At 67.2% G+C, this 24,079-nt stretch carries 26 protein-coding genes; 18 read left to right on the top strand and 8 right to left on the bottom strand.

What is annotated here, in order from left to right; genetic code table 11:
* The first annotated feature begins 50 nt into the window (after nucleotides 1–50).
* Nucleotides 51–1,145, top strand: a complete 1,095-nt coding sequence (locus SBI67_RS13585; RefSeq protein ID WP_318981044.1) for a DUF7373 family lipoprotein — start codon at nucleotides 51–53, stop codon at nucleotides 1,143–1,145.
* Here the strand turns inward: SBI67_RS13585 and SBI67_RS13580 are convergent.
* From SBI67_RS13580 to SBI67_RS13570, 3 genes are read right to left on the bottom strand one after another with little or no spacing between them, the layout of a single operon-like run.
* Nucleotides 1,132–1,818, bottom strand: coding sequence for a phytanoyl-CoA dioxygenase family protein (locus tag SBI67_RS13580; protein ID WP_318981043.1), 687 nt, complete (start codon nucleotides 1,816–1,818; stop codon nucleotides 1,132–1,134). The two genes, SBI67_RS13585 and SBI67_RS13580, sit on opposite strands and share 14 nt — an antisense overlap.
* A gap of 49 nt (nucleotides 1,819–1,867) precedes the next feature.
* On the bottom strand, nucleotides 1,868–3,079 hold the full coding sequence (locus SBI67_RS13575) for an acyl-CoA dehydrogenase family protein (protein ID WP_318981042.1): 1,212 nt from the start codon (nucleotides 3,077–3,079) through the stop codon (nucleotides 1,868–1,870).
* Between the two features lie 26 nt (nucleotides 3,080–3,105).
* A complete protein-coding gene (locus SBI67_RS13570; protein WP_413232486.1) occupies nucleotides 3,106–3,690 on the bottom strand; it encodes a TetR/AcrR family transcriptional regulator in 585 nt (194 codons plus the stop codon).
* A gap of 143 nt (nucleotides 3,691–3,833) precedes the next feature.
* Here SBI67_RS13570 and SBI67_RS13565 point away from each other — a divergent pair, with 143 nt between their 5' ends.
* From SBI67_RS13565 to SBI67_RS13530, 8 genes are all read left to right on the top strand, one after another.
* A complete protein-coding gene (locus SBI67_RS13565) occupies nucleotides 3,834–4,835 on the top strand; it encodes an AAA family ATPase (RefSeq protein ID WP_318981041.1) in 1,002 nt (333 codons plus the stop codon).
* Nucleotides 4,836–4,841: 6 nt separating this feature from the next.
* Nucleotides 4,842–5,714 (top strand): DUF58 domain-containing protein, encoded by an 873-nt coding sequence (locus tag SBI67_RS13560; protein WP_318981040.1) that lies wholly within the window; start codon nucleotides 4,842–4,844, stop codon nucleotides 5,712–5,714.
* Entirely contained in the window at nucleotides 5,704–6,174 is a 471-nt protein-coding gene (locus tag SBI67_RS13555) for a hypothetical protein (protein WP_318981039.1), read from the top strand. The genes SBI67_RS13560 and SBI67_RS13555 overlap by 11 nt, the downstream gene beginning before the upstream one ends.
* Nucleotides 6,165–7,124 carry a hypothetical protein gene (locus tag SBI67_RS13550; protein ID WP_318981038.1) on the top strand — a complete coding sequence of 320 codons (960 nt, stop codon included), beginning with the start codon at nucleotides 6,165–6,167 and terminating at the stop codon, nucleotides 7,122–7,124. The genes SBI67_RS13555 and SBI67_RS13550 overlap by 10 nt, the downstream gene beginning before the upstream one ends.
* Entirely contained in the window at nucleotides 7,121–8,035 is a 915-nt protein-coding gene (locus SBI67_RS13545; protein WP_318981037.1) for a hypothetical protein, read from the top strand. Before SBI67_RS13550 ends, SBI67_RS13545 begins: the two co-directional genes overlap by 4 nt.
* An 11-nt stretch (nucleotides 8,036–8,046) precedes the next feature.
* Nucleotides 8,047–8,733, top strand: coding sequence for a hypothetical protein (locus SBI67_RS13540; RefSeq protein WP_318981036.1), 687 nt, complete (start codon nucleotides 8,047–8,049; stop codon nucleotides 8,731–8,733).
* 116 nt (nucleotides 8,734–8,849) lie between these two features.
* Nucleotides 8,850–9,401 (top strand): hypothetical protein, encoded by a 552-nt coding sequence (locus SBI67_RS13535; protein ID WP_318981035.1) that lies wholly within the window; start codon nucleotides 8,850–8,852, stop codon nucleotides 9,399–9,401.
* Nucleotides 9,402–9,433: 32 nt separating this feature from the next.
* Nucleotides 9,434–9,835 (top strand): hypothetical protein, encoded by a 402-nt coding sequence (locus SBI67_RS13530; RefSeq protein ID WP_318981034.1) that lies wholly within the window; start codon nucleotides 9,434–9,436, stop codon nucleotides 9,833–9,835.
* Here SBI67_RS13530 and SBI67_RS13525 read toward each other — a convergent pair.
* Both SBI67_RS13525 and SBI67_RS13520 read right to left on the bottom strand, forming a co-directional pair.
* Nucleotides 9,821–10,378 (bottom strand): chorismate mutase, encoded by a 558-nt coding sequence (locus SBI67_RS13525; protein ID WP_318981033.1) that lies wholly within the window; start codon nucleotides 10,376–10,378, stop codon nucleotides 9,821–9,823. The genes SBI67_RS13530 and SBI67_RS13525 overlap by 15 nt on opposite strands.
* A complete protein-coding gene (locus tag SBI67_RS13520; protein ID WP_318981032.1) occupies nucleotides 10,375–10,965 on the bottom strand; it encodes a TetR/AcrR family transcriptional regulator in 591 nt (196 codons plus the stop codon). The genes SBI67_RS13525 and SBI67_RS13520 overlap by 4 nt, the downstream gene beginning before the upstream one ends.
* Nucleotides 10,966–11,141: 176 nt before the next feature.
* Here SBI67_RS13520 and SBI67_RS13515 point away from each other — a divergent pair, with 176 nt between their 5' ends.
* The 6 genes from SBI67_RS13515 (at nucleotide 11,142) to SBI67_RS13490 (ending at nucleotide 17,275) form a co-directional block, all read left to right on the top strand.
* Nucleotides 11,142–11,573, top strand: a complete 432-nt coding sequence (locus SBI67_RS13515; RefSeq protein WP_266047346.1) for an MmpS family transport accessory protein — start codon at nucleotides 11,142–11,144, stop codon at nucleotides 11,571–11,573.
* Entirely contained in the window at nucleotides 11,570–14,488 is a 2,919-nt protein-coding gene (locus SBI67_RS13510; RefSeq protein ID WP_318981031.1) for an MMPL/RND family transporter, read from the top strand. The genes SBI67_RS13515 and SBI67_RS13510 overlap by 4 nt, the downstream gene beginning before the upstream one ends.
* Entirely contained in the window at nucleotides 14,485–14,835 is a 351-nt protein-coding gene (locus SBI67_RS13505; RefSeq protein ID WP_318980011.1) for a DUF732 domain-containing protein, read from the top strand. Before SBI67_RS13510 ends, SBI67_RS13505 begins: the two co-directional genes overlap by 4 nt.
* A gap of 15 nt (nucleotides 14,836–14,850) precedes the next feature.
* Nucleotides 14,851–15,297, top strand: coding sequence for a DUF5078 domain-containing protein (locus tag SBI67_RS13500; RefSeq protein ID WP_318981335.1), 447 nt, complete (start codon nucleotides 14,851–14,853; stop codon nucleotides 15,295–15,297).
* A gap of 196 nt (nucleotides 15,298–15,493) precedes the next feature.
* Nucleotides 15,494–16,663 carry an MCE family protein gene (locus tag SBI67_RS13495; protein WP_318981334.1) on the top strand — a complete coding sequence of 390 codons (1,170 nt, stop codon included), beginning with the start codon at nucleotides 15,494–15,496 and terminating at the stop codon, nucleotides 16,661–16,663.
* A 27-nt stretch (nucleotides 16,664–16,690) separates the two neighbouring features.
* The gene (locus SBI67_RS13490; RefSeq protein ID WP_318981030.1) at nucleotides 16,691–17,275 is read left to right on the top strand and encodes a hypothetical protein; all 585 of its coding nucleotides are present in this window, start codon (nucleotides 16,691–16,693) and stop codon (nucleotides 17,273–17,275) included.
* Here SBI67_RS13490 and SBI67_RS13485 read toward each other — a convergent pair.
* Nucleotides 17,272–19,101, bottom strand: coding sequence for an NAD(P)-binding domain-containing protein (locus tag SBI67_RS13485; RefSeq protein ID WP_318981029.1), 1,830 nt, complete (start codon nucleotides 19,099–19,101; stop codon nucleotides 17,272–17,274). The two genes, SBI67_RS13490 and SBI67_RS13485, sit on opposite strands and share 4 nt — an antisense overlap.
* 144 nt (nucleotides 19,102–19,245) lie before the next feature.
* Between SBI67_RS13485 and SBI67_RS13480 the strand changes: the two genes are divergently transcribed.
* Genes SBI67_RS13480 through SBI67_RS13470 form a run of 3 tightly spaced genes read left to right on the top strand, consistent with a single transcriptional unit; the run spans nucleotide 19,246 to nucleotide 22,427 of the window.
* Nucleotides 19,246–20,292, top strand: a complete 1,047-nt coding sequence (locus SBI67_RS13480; protein ID WP_318981028.1) for a 2,3-butanediol dehydrogenase — start codon at nucleotides 19,246–19,248, stop codon at nucleotides 20,290–20,292.
* Between the two features lie 11 nt (nucleotides 20,293–20,303).
* Entirely contained in the window at nucleotides 20,304–21,101 is a 798-nt protein-coding gene (locus tag SBI67_RS13475; protein ID WP_318981027.1) for an acetoin reductase, read from the top strand.
* A 45-nt stretch (nucleotides 21,102–21,146) separates the two neighbouring features.
* Nucleotides 21,147–22,427: a GAF domain-containing protein gene (locus SBI67_RS13470; protein WP_318981026.1), complete on the top strand. Its 1,281-nt coding sequence runs from the start codon at nucleotides 21,147–21,149 to the stop codon at nucleotides 22,425–22,427.
* A gap of 7 nt (nucleotides 22,428–22,434) precedes the next feature.
* On the opposite strand, the gene SBI67_RS13465 is transcribed toward SBI67_RS13470, so the two are convergent.
* Nucleotides 22,435–23,223, bottom strand: a complete 789-nt coding sequence (locus tag SBI67_RS13465) for a serine hydrolase (protein WP_318981333.1) — start codon at nucleotides 23,221–23,223, stop codon at nucleotides 22,435–22,437.
* 38 nt (nucleotides 23,224–23,261) lie between these two features.
* On the bottom strand, nucleotides 23,262–24,023 hold the full coding sequence (gene ygiD, locus SBI67_RS13460) for a 4,5-DOPA-extradiol-dioxygenase (RefSeq protein ID WP_318981332.1): 762 nt from the start codon (nucleotides 24,021–24,023) through the stop codon (nucleotides 23,262–23,264).
* Between the last annotated feature and the right edge of the window lie 56 nt (nucleotides 24,024–24,079).

The raw sequence follows: 24,079 nt of genomic DNA, 5'->3' as shown, positions 1-24,079 counted from the left end.
CCCACACCAGCGACACTCCAGCACCCTCCAGTTCGGTTGCGGCGCCCACCGTGACGGCCCCGCCTATCGTCAGCCGCGCTCTGCTGGACGTCGGCAGTTACCCGACGGCTCCGCAACCGCCGCTGGGCAATGCCGGTTCGATCGAAACCGGGGTGGCGGTGGACGCGCGCCGGATGTCCGAGTTCGTGATCGGTCCGTGGGATGTCGATCCCACCCTGATCAACCCGTACCTGGACACCTACTACGTCCTGGCCAACCCGCTGTCGCTCGCGCAGTTGGGCCCGGAAGCCATCGCGGCGGCCGCCCAAGGGCATGGATTCGTCAACGGTTTCGCCTCCGCGCGCACCTCCGACAACGCCGTCTTGGTCAATGCCGTGCTGCGGTTCCCCGACCCGGCCGCCGCCGTCGCGGCCACCACGGCGATGGGTGATGCGGCGGCAGGCAGCCCCATCGGGGGTGCCCAACCGGTCCGCACCCCGATCGCCGGGCACCCGCAGGCCGTCGCCGTCACCTATCCGTTCACTCCGCGTGGCGCGGACCATCCGTGGGCGGTGGTCCGCTCGTTCACTCCGCACGGCCCCTACGTGTTCATGCAGTTGGCGCAGTCCGCGGACAGCCTGGACCGCGCGGCCGGGTTGGTGGCCAAGGCGATCGATGCGCAGGGACCCGTCATCGACGGGTTCACCCCGACGGATCTGAAGGCCTTCGCCGACGTACCGCTGGACCCAACCGGCCTGCTGGCCCGCACCGTGCCGCAAACCGGTGACATCGCCCCGACGAAGAATGCCGTCTATCCAGCCAAGGCCGCCATGCATTTCCAGACCGACCCGGTGGCATCCAAGACCTTGTTCTCCGACACCGGCGTGACGGCGGTGGCCATGGGCAAGGCGAATGTGTACCAGGCCAAACAACCGCTGACGGCGCTGATGATCACCAACGGGTTCAACGCCGAGGTGCTGAAGGGGGCCGGTGCGAAACCGGCAGGACCGGTGCCCGCGCTGCCGGAAAGCCATTGTGTGGCAAGGTCGAACAGCTTCTACTGCGTGGCGCCCGCCGGCCGCTACGCGATCGAGGCCAGCGGTGCGCCGTTGCGCGACGTACAGCAGTTGGTGGCCGCGCAGTACGTACTGCTCACGGCCAAGTGAGCGGGCGGGTCAGCAGGATCGGGCCCTGCGCCATGAACCGCGGCGTCTGACCACGATGCGAATCGGCGGCATGCACGGTGAACGGGTGCAGCAGGTACATGTCACCCGGTCGCCCGGTGGCGCGTGCGACCGGGCGCTGGGCACTGGCGGCTTCGGCCCGCCGGCCCGCTGTCACGGCATCCAGCGGTCGGTCACCGAGCACCGCCGGCACATCCCGGTGTGAACCAACCCGGATCCGGGTCGGCGCGTCGTCCGGTCCCACGTCCGACAGCAGGGTCAGCACGAGCACCGTGTGTGGTTGTCGCGATACCGCCCAGGAGCCGTCGGGCAGTGGGGTGTTCAGATCGATATGCCAACCACGGTCGTCGATATCCGAGGGCAGCGGAAACCGGATGACGATATTGCCCAGCGATCCTCGCGGAACCCAGCGGTCGGCACCTAGGACCGCGTCCAGCGCTGCCGACAGGCCCGGCGGCCGGGTCAACTCGCCGAATGGTCCGGCACCGGACACGTCCGAGGTCCACACCACCGATTCGGTCCACAGCTCCGGCCGGTCGGCGGCCAGCCCGAGCCGCTGCCACAGCAGGGTCTGCGCGGCGCGCGCGGCCTCGCGCACCGCGCTGCCGTCGATGCGCAGGTATCCGTCGCGGTCGAATGCGTCGACATCGATCACACCCGCCAGGGTGCCCTGACGGGTGCGTTCGACGCCAATGGTTTTCGGGTCAGCGGATGGCCAGGCCGGTGATGGCCCGCGAAATCACCAGGCGCTGAATCTCGCTGGTGCCCTCGAAGATGGTGAAGATCTTGGCGTCGCGGTGCATCCGCTCCACCGGATAGTCCCGGGTGTAACCGTTACCGCCGAGGATCTGGATGGCCTCGTCGGTGACGTAGACGGCGGTCTCGCTGGCCACCAGTTTGGCCATCGACCCTTCGGCATTGTCGAAGGCTTGGTTGTTGCGGGCCATCCAGCCGGCCCGCCAGACCAGCATGCGGGCGGCGTCGATCCGACACTTCATATCCGCCAGTTTGAACGCCACGGCCTGGAACTCACCGATCTTGCGGCCGAATTGCTCACGCTGGCTGGCGTATTCGAGGGCGTATTCGTACGCGGCCCGTGCCACGCCGACGGCCATCGCACCGACAGTGGGGCGGGTGCGTTCGAAGGTCTTCATGGCGGCCTGGCCGCCGGCGGACGCGCCGGACTTCACCCTGGCGACCCGCTCCTCGAACTTCTCCCGGCCGCCGAGGATCATGTCCTCGGGCAGGCGGACGTTGTCGAGCACCACTTCGGCGGTGTGCGAGGCGCGGATACCGTGCTTCTTGAACTTCTGGCCCTGGCTCAGCCCGTGCGTGTCCGGCGGGATGATGAACGTGGCCTGCCCGCGGGAGCCCAGTTCGGGGTACACCGACGCCACCACGATGTGCACGTTGGCGATACCGCCGTTGGTGGCCCAGGTCTTGGTCCCGTTGAGCACCCACTCGCGGGTGGCCTCGTCGAAGCGGGCGCGGGTGCGGATGGCCCCGACGTCGGAGCCGGCGTCGGGTTCCGACGAGCAGAACGCCGCCAGCTGGGGTTCGCCGGGCGTGCCGAACATGGCGGGCAGCCACTGGCCGATCTGTTCGGGAGTTCCGTTGCCCGCCAACGCCGCCGCGGCCAGGCCGGTGCCCAGGATGGACAGCGCGATACCCGCGTCACCCCAGAACAATTCCTCGAAGACGGTGATGAAACCCAGCCCGCTGGGCTCGGCGGCCTGGGTGCCGAAGAATTCGGGGGAGTACAGGCCGATCTTGGCGGCCTCGGCGATGATCGGCCACGGCGTCTCTTCACGTTCGTCCCATTCCGAGGCGGCGGGGCGGACGACGTCGGCAGCGAACTGGTGCACCCAGTCGCGCACCTCGATGACATCGTCGGACAGTTGCAGGGAAAAGGTCATGCTGGACTCCTGAAATGACTTGGTGCTCAGGGTTTCTTGGGAATGGTGTGGCGTTCCAGAACGGCGGTGATCTGGTCCACCCAGGCCTCGAAGTAGCGGTCGTCGCCGACGTTGCCCGGGGTGCGGTTGGTCAGCGCGCGCAGTGTGGCGAAGTAGCTCAGCGAGGCGATCGCGACGGCGGCGGCCGCTTCCGGGTCGGGGATCTGCGTGCGGCCCGACTCGTTGGACCGGGTGAGCTCGTCGGCGAACCGTTGATAGGCGTTGTCGGTGATGATCTGCCAGGTCTTCTCGTCCAGGTCGCCCAGTTCGTCGGGCTCGCGCAGCATCACCCGCAGCAATTCCTCACTCTCGGTGAGATTGCTCCAGATCAGCTGACCCGCGGTACGGACCGCGTTGTCCACGCCCTTGGGTTCGCCCGAGTCGTACTGCTCGCGGGCGGTCACGATCTTCTCGATCCGATCGGCCACGGCCTCCTCGAGGAGGGCGCGTTTGGAGCTGAAGTGCTTGTACAACGCCCCGGAGCCGGGTGCCAGCCCGGCCGCCTGCTGGATGTCGGCCACCGACGTGGCGGCATAGCCCTTGGCCGCGAACAGATGCAGCGCGGTGGCCATCAGCTGATCGCGACGGGAGGCGGTCACGAGGTGAGAGAGTACTCACTCACCGTAGTGCTGGCAAATGCTTGTGCGGCAGGCCCGACCGAGACCAGCGAATCCCGGTGGGCATGAAGTGCGCGCCCGCGGGGTATCCGCCCGGGATGACGACGGCAGGTGTGCGCCTCAACGAACGTGACGTCGCCGAGGCCCAGCACATCGTGGGTGCGGTGGCCACGTCGTTCTCGGCCAAGGTGGTCGGCCAGCAACACCTGCGGGAATCGATGCTGCTCGGGCTGCTGGCCGGCGGCCACCTGCTGATCGAAAGCGTGCCGGGGCTGGCGAAGACCACGGCGGCCCGGGTGATCGCCGAGTCGATCCACGGGGGGTTCCGGCGCATCCAGTGCACGCCGGATCTGTTGCCCAGCGACATCATCGGCACGCAGATCTATGACGCCGCCGCCAACACCTTCGTCACCCAGCTCGGGCCGGTGCACACCAATATCGTGCTGCTCGACGAGATCAACCGATCCAGCGCCAAGACACAGAGCGCCATGCTGGAGGCAATGGAGGAACGCCAGACCACCATCGCCGGCGTCGAATATCCCATTCCAGAACCGTTCTTGGTCATCGCCACCCAGAACCCTGTCGACCAGGAGGGCACGTACCCGCTCTCGGAGGCGCAGACCGACCGCTTCATGCTCAAGGACATCGTCCGATACCCGACGGTGGAGGACGAGGTCGAGATCATCGCCCGGATGGACACCGGCCTGTACGACAAGGAGCATCACAGCGCCCCGGTCGTCGGCATCGACGATATCCGCAGGGTCCAGCAACTGACCGGTGCCGTCCACCTGGACCCCACGCTGATCCAGTACGCCAGCACCCTGGTGGCCGTCACCCGGTCACCCGAGGGACAGCTACCCACCGCGATGGCCCGGTTGATCGAGTACGGCGCCAGCCCGCGCGCCACCATCGCCTTCTGTCGTACCGCCCGAGCGCTGGCCGTGCTGCGCGGCCGCGGCCACGTGGTGCCCGAGGACATCGCGGACGTCGCCCATCGGGTGTTGAGGCATCGACTGATCCTCGGCTTCGAAGCGGCCAGCGCCCGGATCACCCCGGACACGGTGGTCGATGCGGTGCTGCGCGCCGTCCGGGTGCCCTGACGCGCGATGGGCAAGCATCTGGACCGCGCCAGAGCGCATTTCGGCCGGGATGCCGGTGCGCTGCTCGACGGTGGGCGGTACGCGCTGGTCCACACCCGCAGCCTGGAGCTCGACGACCTGCGCCCCTATGTGCCCGGTGACGATGTCCGCGATATCGACTGGAAGGCCACCGCCCGGTCCGGTCACACCCTGATCAAACGGTTCGTCTCGGAGAAGCACCACAAGGTGCTGGTGGTGGCCGACACCGGGCGCAACGTGTCCGCCCTGGCGCCCTCCGGTGAGCTCAAGCGCGACGTGGCGGCCAACGTGATCGGTGCGGTCGGCCTCATCACGCTGCCCCGATCCGACCAGATCGGCATGGTGGCCGGTGACGTCCGGGGCTGCGTGGATATCCGACTGCGCCGGGGCGAGACGCACGTCGAGTACCTGCTGCACCGCTACCACCAGCACAGCACCACGCGCCCGGCGCCGAGCGATATTGCCGTGCAACTCGATTGGGTTGCCCACCATTACCGGCACCGGTTGCTGATCGTGGTGGTGGCCGACGAACCCGACGCCAGTCCGGCGCTCGGCGATGTGCTGGACCGGCTGAGCTCCCGGCACGACGTGATGTGGGCGATGATCACCGATATGCCGGCGGTGTCCTCCGCCGATGACCGCCGGGCGGGCTTCGACGTGGCCGGTGGCGGGTTCGTGTTCGGCGGTGCCGAGCTGGGAGAGACGGTCATCAAGGCTTACCGAGCCGCCGAACGGCAACGGCGGCAGGAAGTCTCGCAGTTCCTCACGGCTCGCGGTGTGGTGCACGGCGCCTTCGGTGGCAGCGCCGGAATCCGGACGGCACTGACCGGCATGACAGAGGTGTACGCCCGTGCCCGCTGATCTGCTGCGTTACGTGACCGGACCGGAACCGTACTCACGGACCTGGTTGTGGGTGGCGGCACTCTGCCTGGTTGTTCTGGCCCTCTGGTACACAGTGGTTTTCGTCTACACCGCCCCCGGGCGGCGAACCGGCGTGCCGCTGCTGTCGGCCGCGCGCGACCAGCTGATCAAGCGGCGCGCCGCCCACGCCATCGGGTCCATCGCGCAGCGCTACCGGCGCGGCGAACTCGCCGCGGCCCCGGCCGGGGCCGCTATCAGCGGCGAATTGCGCCGATTCCTGCACCGCAGCACCGGAGTGCACGCCGAGTACATGCATCTGAGCGCCATCGCGAACAGTGAACTCGCCCCGGCCGCACCGGTGCTCGCCGCGCTGGTCGATGCCCAGTTCAACGCGTCGTCGGTGGTGGACATCGCCGCCCTCGGCGACCGAGCCGAGGAACTGGTCCGCACGTGGACCTGAACTGGTGGGTGGTGGCGATCGCCGGCTGCGTGGCGCTGGCGGCGGTGATCGCCGCAGCGACGCTGTGGCCGACCCATGCCGGACGAAGCCGGCTGCGCCCGCTGGCCAACACCGCACGCCTGACCCGGCTGCCGGAGTATCGGCACGCGGTGCGGCTGCGCACACTGTGGTTGGCGGTGACGGCGCTGCTGCTGGTCGCCGGATTCACCGCGGCGACGCTGGCGGCGGCCCGGCCCTCCGGCCTGCCGTCGGCGGCCAACGGTGACCTGGCGCGCCCGGCCGAGGACATCATGGTCTGCACGGGTGCCCCGGCATCGGACCCGGCGGTCGCGGCGGTGTTGCGGTATTTCGCCGAGCGCACCCCGGGGTTCGGTGCGCAACGCATCGGACTGACGTCGGCGAACCGTCGGGTCATCCCACTGACCCGCGATTATCAGTATGCGGCAGCACAATTCGGCGCTGCCGCTCGCCCCGGCGCGGGTCTGATCGCGAATGTGCCCTACACCGACTACGCCGCGGATGTGGACGATGTGCTGGCCATGTGTCTGACCGGTTTCCCGGACTTCGGCGAACCGGCGGCCAACCCGCGCTCATTGATCTATGTCGGCCCCGGGGCGCTGCGCCGGCCAGGGGACCCGCGAGGCCGGCTGTTCAGCGCCGACCGGGTCCGTGAACTGGCCGACACCGCCGCGGTTCAGGTGAACGCCGTGGTCGTCGGCGCCGACGACGACGCCCTGGACCGGCTGGTCCGGGCCACCGGGGGCGTGGCCGTGCCGGCCGACGGGAACACCGCTGCGCGTATCGCCGAGATCATGGCTCGCCCGCCCGCGGTGTCCGTTGCCGCGCGGGAGGTGACCACGCGCACCGTGGAGTCCCCGGATATTCCACTGGTCCTCGCGCTGCTCGCGGTGACGGGCCTGCTGGTCTGGCCCAGGCTGGTGCGCCGATGAGGTTCCTGCCCGTCCTGCATCCCGTGCTGTTGCTGATGCTGACCGCGGTGATCCTGTGGTGTGCCGGCACGGCGCTATTACGCATCAGATCCGCCGGGTGGCCACGAAAGGCGTTGTGGCGCTGGGCCGGTGTCACCGGCGCCGCGGTGCTGCTGGTGCTGGCCTGCGCGCGACCGGTACTCGGCGACGACGTGCAGACACGTCCGGTCGACGAGACCGCCCCGAACGTGTTCGTGGTGCTCGACCGGTCCGCGGATATGGCCTCGGCGATGGACGCCGCGCGCGCCGATATCGGGGCATTGGTCGACCGCTACCCACGGGCCCGCTTCGCACTCGTCTCCTTCGCCGCCGAGCCCGCGCTGGACTGGCCGTTGTCCGCGGATACCTGGAGCCTGCGCCCGATGGTGGATGCGCTGCGCCCGGAGCCCGAACCCGTCGACGCCGTCGGCGCACCGAACGCCTGGGCGGCCGCCACCGTGCTGCGCTACCAACTGATCAGCGCTCGTCAGCAGTATCCACGCGCCGACAATCTGGTGTTCTATCTCGGTGCCGGCGCACCCGGAAGCGACGCCCCGGCACGGGAATTCGACCTGCCGGCCGCAGCCGTGACGGGCGGCGCGGTGCTCGGCTATGCCGGCCCCGAGGCCGATCCCGACGTCGGCACGCTGCAGCGGATCGCCGGTCAGATCGGGGTGCCGTACCTGCCGCGCGTCGACGCGGCGCCCTTGGGCACCGTATTGCCCGGCGACCCGCAGAACCAGCGGCAGCGTCCCGCCGAGGCCGCGGTGTACCTCACCGAGATCTATTGGGCCGCAGCGGCCGCCGCCGGTGTGCTGTTGTTGGTCGAGCTGTTCGCCGTCTTGCGCGAGTTCCGCCGGACCCGTTCCGTCGACGTCGAGGCCGCCCTGTGAAGCGGACCAGGATGACAGGGACCAGGAGGAAGCTGCTGCTGTGGTCGGCGCCGGTGGCGGTGGTCCTGGTCCTCGTCAGCGTGAAGGCGCTATCGGTGGTGATTGCAGGCGATTCGGCCGCCCGCAACTTCGCCGCAGGACGGCCCGACGCCCTGCGCACCGACGTCGCGGTGCTCGGCACCCTCAATATCGTGGAGCCCGCGCGGGCGCAGCTGGCCGCCGGCGGCTTGGCGGTGCTGGAGGACCGGCTCGATGATGCGGACGCCGCGTTCGCGTCGGCATTGGCGCGCACCGCGAATGAGTCCTCCTGCCCGGTGCGGGTCGACCTTGAACTGGTGCGCGAAACGCTCGGCGACCGGGCGGCCGGCAGGTTCGATGCCGCCGCGGCCGCGCGCCACTACCGCGGCGCCCTCCAGGTGGTGCGCCAGGCACCCGAGCGGTGTTTCGCGGGCAACGCCGATCCCGACGACGATCGCCGGGCGATCCGGGAATCCGCGGCGGCGCGCTTGACGGACAAGTTGCGCGCGGTGGCCGCCGTGCCGCCACCACCGCCACCCCCGCCCGCCGTCGGGGTGCCGGTCCCGGAACCGGTGGGCGGGGCGGCGCCGACCGAACAGGATCCCGGGCGGCAACTCCACCCCGGCGCCGGCGATCCACTGGAGCGCCTGCGGCAGATCCTGCAAGACGCCGACGGATGACCGCGCGTGATGGTCGGCGTGCGCAAGCTCGTGTGTGTTGCGAAGGCTTAACGATTCGGTTGTGTCTCGGTGTTGACGCTCGCGCAATTACCCGGGTCGTGGTCAGGTGGAAGGTGATGTCTACTTCCACGCTTTCCGTTGTCCGCTTGACCGCATCCGGCGTGGCGGGGCTGGCATTGCTGGCCGCCGCGGCCGGTCTGTCCGGGGCCGCGCCCACCGCCGACAGCCAGGGTTATGTCGATTCCACCGCCAGGTGTAGCGCGCCGGCCGTCGCCGTCCTGTTCGGTAGCACCTCGAGTTCACGCATCGCCATCTGCAAGGACGCCAGCGGTGGTTACGAGTATCGCGGTGTGCGGATCCGCGACGGTGCCAAGCTGGTGCTGACCGCCACCGCGTCGGGCGGGGGCTACGTCGCCGAGAGTGACGGCGTCACCTACACCGTCACGCCCAACACCCTGAAGGTCACCGCAGGCGGCACCCTGCTGCGGAGCGAACCGTTGACCGATGTGCACGAACCGCAGGGTGCGTCCACCTCGACATCCACCTCGACGAGTGGCACCACGACGGTGACGACGACGGTGACGAGCTCCACGGTGCCGACCTCGACGACACCGACCACCACGACGCCGTTGCCGCCACCACTGCCCGCCGAGGTCGGAGCGCGCTGACCCAAGTTATTGGCAACGATTACCATTAAGGCGTGCTCGTTGCCCGTCGACTGCCGCTGTGGGTGCCCGATCTGGACGAGATCCGGGATGGCGCCATCCGGCTGACCGTGCCGCTGGTCGACGACGTGATCCAGATCGGGCTGGGTGGCCGGTATGCGGTCGGCAGTATCGACGTGCTCAAGTGGCCGGCCGGGCTGCTGGTACGCCGGACCGATGGCCGACCCCTGCAGGCGCGGATCATCCGCGCGGAGCCAGTCACCGTGCTGCGCGCACCGGTGCCGCACTTGGCGCTCGGCCGGGCGGGCCCGGGATGGTGGCTGGCTCGTGATGCCGTGCCGGCCACCGGCATCGGCGAACTGGAGCAACTGGTCCGCACCATCGCGACCTTCGGGTTGGCCAAACAGGCCCGCGGGACATCCTCAGCCGCAGTATGAGTGCGTGGCGAAAGCCAATGCCTGCCGGTAATCCGGGTCCAGCCCGAACGTCGCCCCGGCGTTGTCCAGGGCGTCGCGCAGCGCCGCGGCACATGCCGGTGAGCGCAGCAGATCCTGTTGCGTCGCGAGCTCATCGACGATCGTCGTGTTCAGGGTGTCGATGCGCGCCCGCGACGAGGTCAGGTCCGGGGCCGCGGTCGGGGCGGCGGCAGGATCGAGTTTCCACTCGGAGAACCGCCGGTACTCGACGGCTTCGGTCGCGTGGATCTGGTCGGTGAAGATGCGGGTGACGTAGTCGACGTCGACGTGGTGGGCGCCCGCGGTGGCGGCGACAGCGGCCAGGACCTGCTGGACCCGCGCCGGATCCTCGATATCGCCGTGGGTGATCCACTTGACCGCGGCGACCGGGTCGGCCGTTTGCAGCCGCTGCGTCGCAGCTGTCACCAAGGTGTCCAGCGGGCTGGGCGCGGCGTTCGCCGTACCGGCCGGTGCCAGCACGGCGACGGCTGCCAACGTGGTGAGAACGGCGCCGCGGACGATCATGGCCGCAGCGCCGCGGTACCGGGCTCGGCGGCCACCGCCAGTAGGCGCTGAGCGCGGTCGAGCAGGATGCGATGGAGGTCGGCGTCGGAGACGTCGCTGAGGTGAGGCTCGGTGGTGCTGCCGAAGATGCCGGCGGTCAGCATTCCGATGGTCACGCGCGTCTCGACATCCACCGTCGGGCCGATCAGCAGCTCGCGCAGGCGGTTTCCGCAGTCCTCGAATTCCTCGTGGGCCCGTACCAATTCGAGGACCGCCGGGTCGCCGTAGAACATCGTGCCGATCCGGCGGTGCCGAATGGCCATCTCGACGAACCCACTGATGGTCGCATCGCGGCGGGATTCAGGGTTGGGGATCGTCTCGGCGACCCGGACCAGTCGGTCCATATCGTCGAAGACCGGCCGCACCACCGACAGCACGATGTCGTCCTTGGTGTGGAACTGGTAGTAGATGGCGGCCTTGCTGACGCCCAGATGGTCGGCGATCATCTGCAGGGATGTGCCGTTAACGCCTCGCTCAGCGAACAGATGCAGAGCGGCGTCGAGAACGCGTTCACGGGCGAAGCCGCGTTGTGCCACCGGTTTGGCCATGCGACCCGCCTCCTTTCCTCGGTCGAGCTTGTGACCTGCCGCGCATCGTCGCACGCGCGGTGTGCGGCGTCACAGACTTTGTCGTCCGTCTTGTCCTAACTTAGCCGATTGGCTAATCTCGTCCAGTCGACTAGCTAGCCTAATAAGGCTGTTCACGATCGGACGGAGTCGGGGCGATGAACGTGTTGAAGCGGGTCTGGATACCGCTCGTCATTGTGGTGGTGGTCGCCGTCGCGTCGTTCACGGTGATGCGGGTGCGCACGTTCTTCGGTACCGGCCCCGGCTACGTGTCGACCGAGAACAGCGCCTCCGACGAGAGCGAGCCGTTCGACCCGAAGGTCGTCAAATACGAGATCTGGGGCGAGCCGGGGGCGACTGCCAACATCAACTACATGGACCTCGACGCCAAACCGCAGCGGGCCGACAATGCCCCGCTGCCGTGGACGTTGACGCTGAGCACCACCGCCCCGTCGGTGTTCCCCACCATCTCCGGGCAGGGCGACGGTTCCACGCTGTCCTGCCGCATCACCGTCGACGACGAAGTGAAAGACCAACGTACCGTCGACGGTGTCGGCGCCCACACCTACTGCTTGGTGAAATCAGCATGAGTGCACCCCGAAACGATATGCACGCCGATCCGCCTACCGATCCCTTCAAGGCCACCCCGCACGCCACCGCGAATGATCGCCGTGGCATCGCGAAATGGGTTCGCACGCTTGCCGTTCCGATCATCATCGGCTGGATAGCGCTGGTCGCACTGCTCAACGTCATCGTCCCGCAGCTCGAAGAGGTCGGGCAGATGAAGGCGGTGTCGATGAGCCCGGAGACGGCGCCATCGGTCATCTCGATGAAGCGCGTCGGGCAGAACTTCGACGAGTTCAAGTCGAACAGCTCGGCGATGGTGGTGCTCGAGTCCGATCATCAGCTCGGGGATGCCGAGCACAAGTTCTACGACGAGATGATCAAGAAGCTGGAAGCCGACACCAAACACGTCGAGCACATCCAGGACATGTGGGGCGATCCGCTGACGGCGGCCGGCGCCCAGAGTGCTGACGGCAAGGCCACCTACGTCCAGGTGTACACCGCCGGTAACCAGGGTGAGTCGCTGGCCAACGAGTCGATCGACGCCGTCAAGGCGACCGTCGACAGCATGACCCCGCCGCCCGGGTTGAAGGTGTTCGTCACCGGTCCGGCGGCGATGACGGCAGACCAGCAGATCGCCAGCGACCGGAGCCTGCGGGTGATCGAGGCGCTGACGTTCGCCGTGATCATCGTGATGATGCTGCTGATCTACCGATCCGTGGTGTCGGTTCTGCTCACCCTGGTGATGGTGGTGCTGGGCCTGGCCGCCACCCGAGGCGCGGTGGCGTTCCTCGGGTACTACGACATCATCGGGCTATCGACGTTCGCGACCAACCTGCTTGTGACGCTGGCGATCGCGGCCGCGACGGACTATGCGATCTTCCTGATCGGGCGCTACCAGGAGGCCCGCACCAGGGGGATGGACCGCGAGGCGGCCTATTACGACATGTATCACGGCACCGCGCACGTCATCCTCGGGTCGGGGATGACCATCGCCGGTGCGACGTTCTGCCTGCACTTCACCAAGCTGCCGTACTTCCAGTCCCTGGGCATCCCGTTGGCGGTGGGCATGGTGACGCTGGTGTTCTGCGCCCTGACCCTGGGCCCGGCGATCATCTCGGTGGCCACCCGCTTCGGAAAGACGTTGGAGCCCAAGCGCAGTGCGCGTATCCGCGGCTGGCGCAAGATCGGTGCCGTCGTGGTGCGGTGGCCGGGACCGATCCTGGTCGCCACCATCGCTTTGTGTCTGGTCGGTTTGGTGGCGCTGCCCGGATACAAGACCAACTACAACGACCGTAATTACCTACCGGACAACCTTCCCGCGGCCGAGGGGTACGCGGCGGCGGACCGGCATTTCAACCAGGCCCGGATGAACCCCGAGCTGTTGATGATCGAAAGCGATCACGATCTGCGCAATTCCGCGGACTTCCTGGTAATCGACAAGATCGCCAAGGCGGTGTTCCGCACCCCGGGTATCGGGCGGGTGCAGGCCATCACCCGGCCGCAGGGCACCCCGATCGAGCACACCTCGATCCCGTTCCAGATCAGCATGCAGGGCACTACTCAGAAGATGAACGAGAAGTACCAGCAGGACATGATGGCCACCATGCTCAAGCAGGCCGACGATATGCAGACCACCATCGACAACATGACCAAGATGGCCAGCATCACCGAGCAGATGGCGGCCACCACGCATTCGATGGTCACCAAGATGAAGAACATGACCCTCGATGTGGCCGAATTGCGGGACCACATCGCCGATTTCGACGATTTCTTCCGGCCCATCCGCAACTACCTGTACTGGGAACCGCACTGCTACGACATCCCGTCGTGCTGGGCGATCCGGTCGATCTTCGACACCCTCGACGGGATCGACACCATGACCGACGATATCCAGCAGTTGATGCCGGATATGGAGCGCCTGGACACGTTGATGCCGCAGATGGTGGCGTTGATGCCGTCGATGATCGCGACGATGAAGAACATGAAGACCTACATGCTGACCATGTATCAGACCCAGAAGGGCATACAGGATCAGATGTCGGCGATGCAGGACAACTCGTCGGCGATGGGCGAAGCCTTCGACGCGGCCAAGAACGACGATTCGTTCTATCTGCCGCCGGAGACGTTCGACAATCCCGAATTCAAGCGGGGCATGAAGAGTTTCGTGTCGCCCGACGGGAAGTCGGTGCGCTTCATCATCAGCCATGACGGCGATCCGATGAGCCCCGAAGGCATCTCGCATATCGAGGCGATCAAGCAGGCCGCCAAGGAGGCGATCAAGGGCACCCCGCTGGAGGGCTCCAGAATTTACCTGGCCGGCACCGCCGCGACCTTCAAGGACATGCAGGAGGGGGCGAACTACGACCTCATCATCGCCGGTATCGCCTCGCTGTGCCTGATCTTCATCATCATGCTGATCATCACCCGAGCCATCGTGGCCGCGGCCGTCATCGTCGGCACCGTGCTGCTGTCGCTCGGAGCGTCGTTCGGTATCTCGGTGTTGTTGTGGCAGCACCTGCTCAACACACCGCTGCACTGGATGGTGCTGGCGATGTCGGTGATCATCCTGCTGGCCGTCGGCGCCGACTACAACCTGCTGTTGGTGTCCCGGTTCAAGGAGGAGATCCATGCCGGGCTGAACACCGGCATCATCCGCTCCATGGGCGGCACCGGTTCGGTGGTCACCTCCGCGGGCCTGGTGTTCGCCTTCACCATGATCTCCATGGCGGTCAGTGAGCTGACGGTGATCGGGCAGGTCGGCACGACGATCGGTCTGGGGTTGTTGTTCGACACGTTGATCATCCGGTCGTTCATGACCCCGGCGATCGCGGCGCTGCTGGGTAAGTGGTTCTGGTGGCCGCAGCGTGTGCGTCAGCGCCCGGTCCCGTCGAATTGGCCGGCACCCATTCAGAAGTCACCCGAGGAGGCCCTGTCATGAAGTTCGCCGTCACGACCCTGATCGTCGGTGCCGCCGTGGGACTGGCTGCACCCGCCCAGGCCGATCCGGCCTATGACCGGGATCCGGACACCAACTTCGCCCACGAATTGCACACCTACGGCATCTACGGCCAAAAGGACTACAACGCCTGGATCGGCAAACTGGTCTGCAAACGCCTGGCCAACAACGTCGACCACGACGCCTACGCCTCAGCCAAATTCGTCGGCGACAACCTCGACCGCCACAACACCACCGAACAGAACTGGCAGTTCCTGGGCGCCGCCCTGAACTACTACTGCCCCGACAAACGCGTCATCCTCGACCAGGTCGCGGCCGCCCAGCACTAGGAAGGAACGCCCATGATGCACAAGACCATCCGATTCGGTGTCGCCGCCGCAGCCCTGGCCGGCACCCTCACCGCCTCCGGCATCGCCTCAGCCGATGCCACCGACGACTACCCCATCCCCAACCGCATCCTCAAAACTCCCTGCACCGCCGAACAGATCATGGCCGCCGCCCGCGACGTCGAACCCGTCTACTACGAGCGCTACATGATCGACTACAACAACAAACCCGCCGCCGACCAACAAGGCGCCCAAGACCGCATCCACTGGTTCTTCTCCCTGGACTACGCCGGACGGCGCCAATACTCCGAAGACACCGCCACCAACGCCTTCTACGAACAAATGTCCTGGCGCTGGCCCAACTGGGCCAAACTGTTCTTCAACAACAAAGGTGTGGCCGCCCACACCACCGACATCTGCCAGAACTACCCACCAGGCGACATGTCCGTCTGGGACTGGCACTAAACCTCAAGCGTGTCGCCGGCATCACAGTTGCCGGCTCGCGGGGTGAGGATCACAGGCTGCGGCATGGGTGAAAAACCTTGTGGCGTGGTGGAATTCTCCGGTGACAGAGGTATCCGATACCGGGGGTTCCGACCTCTCCGGCGATGTTGAAGAGGACGAAGGTCCGTTCAACGACGCCAAGGAACCGCCGTACCGGATCGCCGGCGCCGTACTGCTGACCGTCGTGGTCCTCGTCTTCGGGCTGACCTGGGCGCAGTTCCGCGGGTACTTCGACGAGAAATCGACCGTGGTGGTGATGGCTGAGCGGGCCGGGTTGTCGATGGATCCCGGCTCGAAGGTGACATTCAACGGGGTGCCGATCGGGCGGCTGAAATCCGCCGACGCGGTCACCGACGGCACGGGCCCTCGGGCGAAACTGACGCTCAATGTACAGCCGCAGTATCTGAGCATGATTCCGGCGAATGTGGACGCACAGGTCCGCGCGACGACGGTGTTCGGCAACAAGTACATCTCGTTCGTCTCACCGGCCGATCCGTCACCGGAGGCGCTCAAACCGGGTGCGGTGATCGATGCCACCAGCACCACCACCGAGTTCAACACGTTGTTCGAGACGATCATGGGGATCGCCCAGCAGGTGGATCCGGTGAAGCTGAATCAGACGTTGACCGCGGCGGCGCAGGCCTTGGACGGGTTGGGCGACAAGTTCGGGCAGTCGTTGTTCAACGGCAACGACATCTTGGGTGAGCTCAATGCGCGGATGCCGCAGATCCGCCGGGACACGCAGGGTTTGGCGGATCTGTCGACGGTGTATGCGGATGCGGCGCCAGACCTGTTCGACGGGCTCAAGAGTGCGGTGGTGACGGCGCGCACGCTCAATGCCGAGCGGGGGACCATCGATGCGGCGCTGATGTCGGCGGTGGGGTTCGGTAACAACGCCGGGGATGTGTTCGAGCGGGGTGGGCCGTATCTGGTGCGCGGTGCCCAGGATTTGTTGCCGACCACCAAGTTGCTGGATTACTACAGCCCGGCATTGCTGTGCACGCTGCGCAATTTCCACGACGTCGCGCCGCGTTTTGCCGACATGCTGGGCGGCAACGGCTACTCGCTGGTGCTCGCCGACGAATTGGTCGGTGCTGGAAACGGTTACGTGTATCCCGACAACCTGCCGAGGGTCAACGCCCGGGGTGGGCCGGAGGGCAGGCCGGGCTGCTGGCAGCCGATTACCCGGGATCTGTGGCCGGCGCCGTATCTGGTGATGGACACCGGTGCCAGCATCGCCCCGTACAACCACTTCGAGCTCGGCCAGCCGCTGGCCGCCGAGTACGTCTGGGGCCGCCAAGTGGGGGAACGCACCATCAATCCGTGACGCTCGTGCATGGACTAGGTTGACCGGGTGGCTCGTCGCAAACGATCGAGCGCCACCACCGTGGCGATCCTGACCCTGATCGGTGCCGTGCTGTGCATCCTGGCGGTGGGCGGATTTCTGCTCTACCCGTACTACCTGCTGCGGCCGTGGATCTATCATCCGGTGTGGTTCGGTGTTCCGGGTTTCCTACTGCTGGCGCTGGCCTGCTGGCTGGGGCTGGGCCGTGCAGCGGTGAAGTGGGCTGGTGTGGCCGTGTGTCTGTGCTGCGGCGCGACGATAGGGTTCATCGGCTGGTTCGCCGCGGCGTACGCCAGCCCCATGCATGCCGCGGGGACGTATCGAGCCCCCGACGGTGGGGTGGAAGTGGTGGTGTATCAGAGCACGGCCGGCTTGGCGCCCGACCTCACCTGGGAATTGCGCCTGCACACCCGCCGTGGCCTGCTCTCCCGGGAGAGCGATCTGGGCTGTGTCAACTCGGATGTCATGGCGCTGAACATTATTCAGTGGATCGGTCCCCGGACGGTACGGGTGGGCCTGTCCCGGGCCGGGGCCATCGACGTCCTTGTCGACGACCAGGGCAGGCCCAGCCGCACCGTTGACGGGGGCTGCTAACTCAGGTGGTGTACCTCCTGCAGCCCGTACACCGGGGTGGGCAGCCCGGCGTGCCGGGCCTTGAGCTGCAGCGCCAGGTACAGCGAATAATGCCGGGACTGATGGAGATTCCCGCCGTGGAACCACAGGTTCTCCTGCTGGGTGGGCTTCCACATGTTGCGCTGTTCGCCCTCCCACGGACCGGGATCCTTGGTGGTGTCCGAGCCGAGGCCCCAGACCTTGCCGACCTTGTCGGCGACGTCCTGACCGATCAGGTCGGCGGCCCAGCCGTTCATCGAACCGAACCCGGTGGCATAGACCACCACGTCGGCCGGCAGCTCGGTGCCGTCGGACAGCACAACGGAATTCGCGGTCAGGTGGGACACGTCGCCGTGCGCCAGCTTGATGCTGCCGTCGGCGACCAGATCGCACGCGCCGACGTCGATGTAGTAGCCCGACCCGCGGCGCAGGTACTTCATGAACAAGCCGGACCCGTCATCGCCCCAATCCAGGTCGAAACCGGCGGCCTCCAGCCGGGCGTAGAAGTCCTTGTCCCGCTCGCGGATCGCGTCGTAGATCGGGATCTGGAACTCGTGCATGATGCGGTACGGCAGTGAGGCGAAGGTCAGGTCGGCCTTCTCGGTGGTCATGCCGGCGGCCAGCGCCCGCTCCGAGTAGAGGTCGCCCAGGCCCAGGTCCATCAGCGAATCCGACTTCACGATGTGGGTCGAGGACCGCTGCACCATGGTCACGTCGACACCGTTCTCGTACAGCGCCTTACAGATATCGTGCGCGGAGTTGTTGGAGCCGATGACCACGGCCCGTTTGCCGACGTACTGGTCGGGGCCGGGGTGGTGGCTGGAATGGTGCTGGTCACCGAGGAACTCATCCTGCCCGGGGAACGACGGCACATTCGGCTTACCGGACATTCCGGTCGCCAGCACCAGATGCGCCGGCCGCAGGGTCACCGCCTCACCGTCGCGATCCACTTCGACGGTCCAGCGCTTCTCGTTCTCGTCATACGTGGCGGACCGGCACGTGGTCTTCGACCAGTACGGCACCTCCATGACCTTGGTGTAGAACTCGAGCCAGTCGCCGATCTTGTCCTTGGGTGCGAACACCGGCCAGTTCGACGGGAACGGCAGGTACGGCAGGTGGTCGTACCACACCGGGTCGTGCAGGCACAGCGACTTGTACCGCTTGCGCCATTGATCGCCGGGACGGTCGTGCTTGTCGACGACGATGGCGGGCACCCCGAGTTGACGCAGCCGCGCCCCGAGCGCGATGCCGCCCTGCCCACCGCCGACCACCAGGACATACGGCTGCTCGGAGTAGCCCAGGGTGCGCTCCTCGTCCTGCCGCTTCTCGGCCCACGACCGGGTGTCCGGGTCCGATCCGTGCACGGCGCCGAGCGGCCGGGTGGCGCCCTTGCCCTCCTCGTGACCCTTGAGTTCCTGCAGCGTGGTCAGCAGGGTCCACGCTTGATCACCCTTGAGCCGCAGATGCCCGATCCCGCGGCCCACCGCGGTCTCGAACTCGATGAACGCAGTGGTCACCTCCCCGTCCTGAGTGGGCGTCTCACGGGTCCGGAAACCGGACGGCTCGGAACCGGCCAAACGTGTCGTCAGCATGGCGGCGATCGCCTCGCGGCCTTCCAGCGTCTTCAGGTTCCAGGTGAAGGCCACCAGGTCGCGCCAGAAGCTGTCCAGGGCGAACTTGCCGACAGCACGGTCGATATCGCGAGTGGCCAGGGCGTGTTCGAAGTCGGTGAGCCACGCGTCGACCCGCTGCTGCGGGGAGAGCTCCTCTGGGTGCGACGGTGCTGGTGCATCGATGGTTTGTGTCATGTGAGCCAGCACACACCGGCGCGACGAGCGTCACAAGGGTTGCAGAGGGTTGCACCCCGCCATCCGCATCGGCCCCAGGTCAACGCCCGTGCAACCCCTTGCAACTCTTTCCGGCTGTGGTGCACGCCACATACAACGGATGGCATGAAAGCAGCTGTGTACTACGGACCGAACAAGCTCGACGTCACCGAGGTGGCCAAACCGGAGCCCGGGCCGGGCACCGTCCAAATCCAGGTCGGATTCAACGGCATCTGCGGCACCGACCTGCACGAGTACTTCGCCGGACCGATCTTCGTCCCCACCGCACCGCACCCGCTGACCGGTCAGCAGCTGCCGTTGGTCATGGGCCACGAGTTCGCCGGAACCATCACCGCCCTGGGCCCCGGCGTAGCGGGGTGGGCCGAAGGCGACCGGGTCGCGGTCGAGCCCGTCTACCGCTGCGGGAAGTGCAGCGCGTGTCGCGCCGGCCACTACAACATCTGCGCGCAGATCGGCTTCCACGGCCTGATGTCCGACGGCGGGATGGCCGAATACACGGTGGTGCCCACCAACATGCTGCACAAGCTGCCCGACAACGTCTCCATGGAACTGGGTGCGCTCGTCGAACCGATGTCGGTGGCCTACCACGCTGCCACCCTGGGCGATCCGGACCCCGAAGGCACCGCCATGGTGTTCGGCGCCGGACCCATCGGTATCGGGCTGTGGTTTGCCCTGCGCGGCAAGGGCATCGAGGACGTCTACGTCGTCGAGCCGGCACCCACCCGCCGGGCCGCCATCGAGGCACTCGGTGCGCGCACCCTGGACCCGACCGCGCTGGACGTGCCGGCCTTCATCGCCGAACACACGTCCGGCCGCGGCGCCGACGCCGTCTACGACGCTGCCGGCGTGGCGCCCGCGGTGGAGACGGCACTGGCCTGCGTGGGCGCTCGACGCCCCATGGTCAGCGTCGCCATCTACGAGAAGCCTTTGACCACACCGCTGTTGCGGCTGGTCATGAACGAATCCCGCATCCAGGGATCGCTGTGCTACACGTTCGCGGACTTCGAGGCCGTAATCGCCCTGATGGCACAGGGCACCTACGACGCCACCGGCTGGGTGACCTCCATCGGTATCGACGACGTGGTCGACGAAGGCTTCGAGGCGCTGCACGCCGGCGCCAAGATGAAGGTCCTCGTCGACCCGTCCAAATGAGAGGAAACGTCATGACACGAAGCATCGAAGCCCCGCTGCTGGACAAGGTCGCGCTCGTCACCGGTGCCGGCCGCGGTATCGGCCGGGGCATCGCCCTCGAGCTGGCCCGCCAGGGCGCCGACATCGCCCTGGTGGACGTCAACCTGGAAGGCATTGCCGCCGTCGCCGACGAGATCACCGAAATTGGTTCGAAAACAACCACTTTCGTCGCCGACGTAGCTGACCGCGATGCGGTGTTCGCCGCCGTCGAGCATGCCGCGACGGCGCTGGGCGGATTCGACGTGATGGTGAACAACGCCGGCATCGCACTGGTGGGCCCACTGGCCGACGTGACCCCGCAGCAGCTGGCACGGTTGTGGTCGATCAATGTCGACGGCGTGCTGTGGGGCATCCAGGCCGCCGTCGCGAAGTTCAAGGAACTCGGTTGCCGGGGCAAGGTGATCAATGCCTCCTCCATTGCCGGGCACGAGGGATTCGCCATGCTGGGCCCCTACAGCGCCACCAAGTTCGCGGTGCGGGCACTGACCCAGGCCGCCGCCAAGGAGCACGCCGCCGACGGCATCACGGTCAACGCCTACTGCCCCGGTGTCGTCGGCACCGATATGTGGGTGGAGATCGACAAGAGGTTCGCCGAGCTCACCGGTGCAGCCGTGGGGGAGACGTTCGAGAAGTTCGCCGGCACCATCGCGCTGGGCCGGCCGGAGACGCCCGAGGATGTCGCCGGTTTCGTCGCCTACCTGGCCGGGCCCGGCGCGGACTACATGACGGGTCAGGCCGGCCTCATCGACGGGGGCATGGTCTATCGCTGAGCCCCGCGCGTGACACGCACTGTGATGGGGAGCACAATCGGGTCAATGCCCGGTTCGTCGGTCCCCGAACCCGCGGTCGCAGTCGGCGATGACCCGCGGAGTTACGCGCTGTTGTTGTCCGAGGTCTACGACGCGACCATGGCCGGCGGGCGAGCCCCCGCCAAGCCGCGCCCGGTGATCGAAGAGTCCTGGAACAGGTTGTTGGGGAAGGGGATCGACCCCGAACACCACTGCCCGCCGGATGTCGACCGCAGCGCGCTGGATCTGCTGCGGCAGTCGTCCGGGCTGCTGGCCGTGCTCGACGACATCTCCCGCGGGCTGGAGTCCGTACTGGCCGACGGCAACAACATCCTGGTGGTCGCCGATGCGCGCGGCCGGGTGCTGTGGCGCTCGGGCGCTGCACGCGTGCTCATGCACGCCGACCGGCTCGGCTTCACGGAGGGCGCCAACTGGGGGGAGACCGCCGTCGGGACCAACGCCATCGGTACGGCGCTGGTCTCCCGGCGCGCGGTGCAGATCTTCTCCGCAGAACACTTCCTGCGCAGCCACCACTCCTGGACGTGCGCCGGCGCCCCGATCCGGGACCCGCGCACCGGGCAGGTCATCGGGGCGGTCGACGTCTCGGGGCCGGCGTCCACCGTGCACCCGACCACCATCGCGCTGGTCGACCTGGTCGCACGGCTGGCCGAATCGCAGTTGCGGGAGGCGCACGACCGCACGTTGAACCAGCTCCGTGCGGTCGCGGCGCCGATCCTGGCCCGCATTGCCGCGCCTGCGCTGGCCGTGGATGCGGAAGGGTGGGTGGCCGCGGTCGGCGCACTGCCGCCACATCACCGAATCCTGCTACCGCAGAACGTGGCACCGGGCCGGGCGTGGGTTCCGGCGCTTGGGCCCTGTGATCTGGAACCGCTCAGTGGTGGCTGGCTGGTGCGCCCGGTGGACGATGAAGAGCAGGCGCCGGCCACCACCCGGGCCGTCCTGGACCTGCGGGACAGTAGTGTCCCGACGCTCGAGATGACCGGGCAGTTCGGGTCGTGGCGGCGGGAGATCTCGCCGCGGCACGCCGAGATCCTCTACGTGCTGGCCACCCGGCGATCGGGACGTTCGGCGCCGGAGTTGGCCGAGGATCTCTATGGCGACAGGTCCCGTGTTGTGACCGTGCGCGCCGAGATGTCCCGTATCCGAAAGCAACTCGTCGGTGTGATCGCGGCACAGCCTTACCGTTTCGCCGAATCGGTGGAACTGCAGGTGCGGTACCCGGCGGATATGCGCAATTTCCTGACGGCGTCGAACGCGCCGGCCGTCCGCGCGGTCCGGCTCGTCTGATCGGCCCTCAGCCCAGCAGAATCTGGCTCAGCCTGGTGGTCGTCGCGACCCCGTCGTCATACCCGCCCTCGCCGCCGAGCGCGTTCATGATGGCCAGCGTGAATCGCTGACCGGGCCCGGCGAACCCGACCGAGTTGATCACCCAACCGCCCTGTTCCTGGGACCAGCCGTTCTTGTTGCCGGGGTTCATTGCCGGCCCGGCACCCCACACTCCCCACTGTTGATCAGGGGCGACCCGCTGCATCTCGGCGGCGATCGCTGCCGCGTCGGCGGAGTTCATCTGTCCCAGAATGTAATTCATCAATCGGTCCAGGTCATTGGCGGTGGCCTTCTGAAAACCCCAGTACGGGAAGATGTCTCCGAATCCCGGCTGGGGCGCCAGCGAGGTCATGCCGTAGCGCGGAAAGTCGGCGTTGAACGTCCGGTGATCGGGTCCGCCGTACCGCGACCACAGCGTGTCGGCGGCGTCGTTGTCGGAATCGCGCAGCATGGCGGCCATCAGCTGCCGGTCGGCCGCGGACAGCCGCAGCGCGCCGGCGCGCTCCCTGGTGAGCAGGTCGACGACCATGGCGAGTTTGATGGTGGACGCCGTCCAGATCATCGAGTCGGCATTCGGATTCGCATATCGCTGACCGGTAGAGCGGTCCCGCAGGACGTAGCCGATGACACCGGGCCGCCCGGCCAGGTAGCTGTCCGCGGCGGCAATGCGGTCCCGCAGGTCACAGCCGGCGTCGGTGCACGCGGCGCGCGCAGACGGCGCGAGCAGGCCGGTGAGCGTCAACAGTGTGGCGGCCATCAGGGCGAGACGGTTCACGCGCACACCGTAGCCGCCCGTCACGCCGTATACGACGACATCGACAGCGAGCCGTAGGTGTACCCGTCGACCAGCCGGGAAGCGGCAGTGCCCGATGCGGCCAGCAGGCCTGCGAAGTACAGCCCTGGAATGAAGTGATCCGGGGTGGGGACCGCCGCGGCATAGTCGGGATGTTCGGACAGCCGCACCAGGTCTGCCGGAGCCGTGACGAGCAGGTCGCGTGCGGCCTCGTCGAACCGCTGGGCCCAGTCGAATCCGGTATCGGGGCTGGTGGGATTCATGGCGCGCAGATTGTGCACGATGTTGCCGCTACCTGCGATGAGTACTCCCCGGTCACGCAGCGGAGCCAGGCGGGCGCCCAGTTCGAGGTGATAGTCCAGCGGCTTCTCGGCATTGATGGACAGCTGCACGACCGGGATGTCCGCCTCGGGGAATGCGTGCGCCAGCACCGACCAGCTGCCGTGGTCGATACCCCAACTGTCCACGTCGGCACCCACCCAGGTCGGCTCGACGATATCGGCGATCTCCGCGGCCAGATCCGGCAAACCCGCTGCAGGATAATCCATTTCGTACAGTTCGCGCGGAAAACCGTAGAAGTCGTGGATGGTCCGCGGTTTCGGCATCGCGGTGACCGCCGTGGCGTTGATATACCAGTGCGCGCTGATCACCAGGATGGCGCGCGGGTGCGGTACCGATGCACCGAACTGCTGCCAGGCAGTGGTGTACCGATTGCTCTCCAGGGCGTTCATCGGGCTGCCGTGCCCGAAGAACGCGACGGGCATTCTCATGGCCACCATTGTCCCCCGGGCGGCGGGATTGGGCATCAACGGTCGTGCGG

It is taken from the genome of Mycolicibacterium chengduense, assembly GCF_033741155.1.
Taxonomy (GTDB): Bacteria; Actinomycetota; Actinomycetes; order Mycobacteriales; family Mycobacteriaceae; genus Mycobacterium.
Note: the sequence above shows the minus strand (reverse complement) of the source record. Positions and strands in the feature narration are given on the sequence as shown.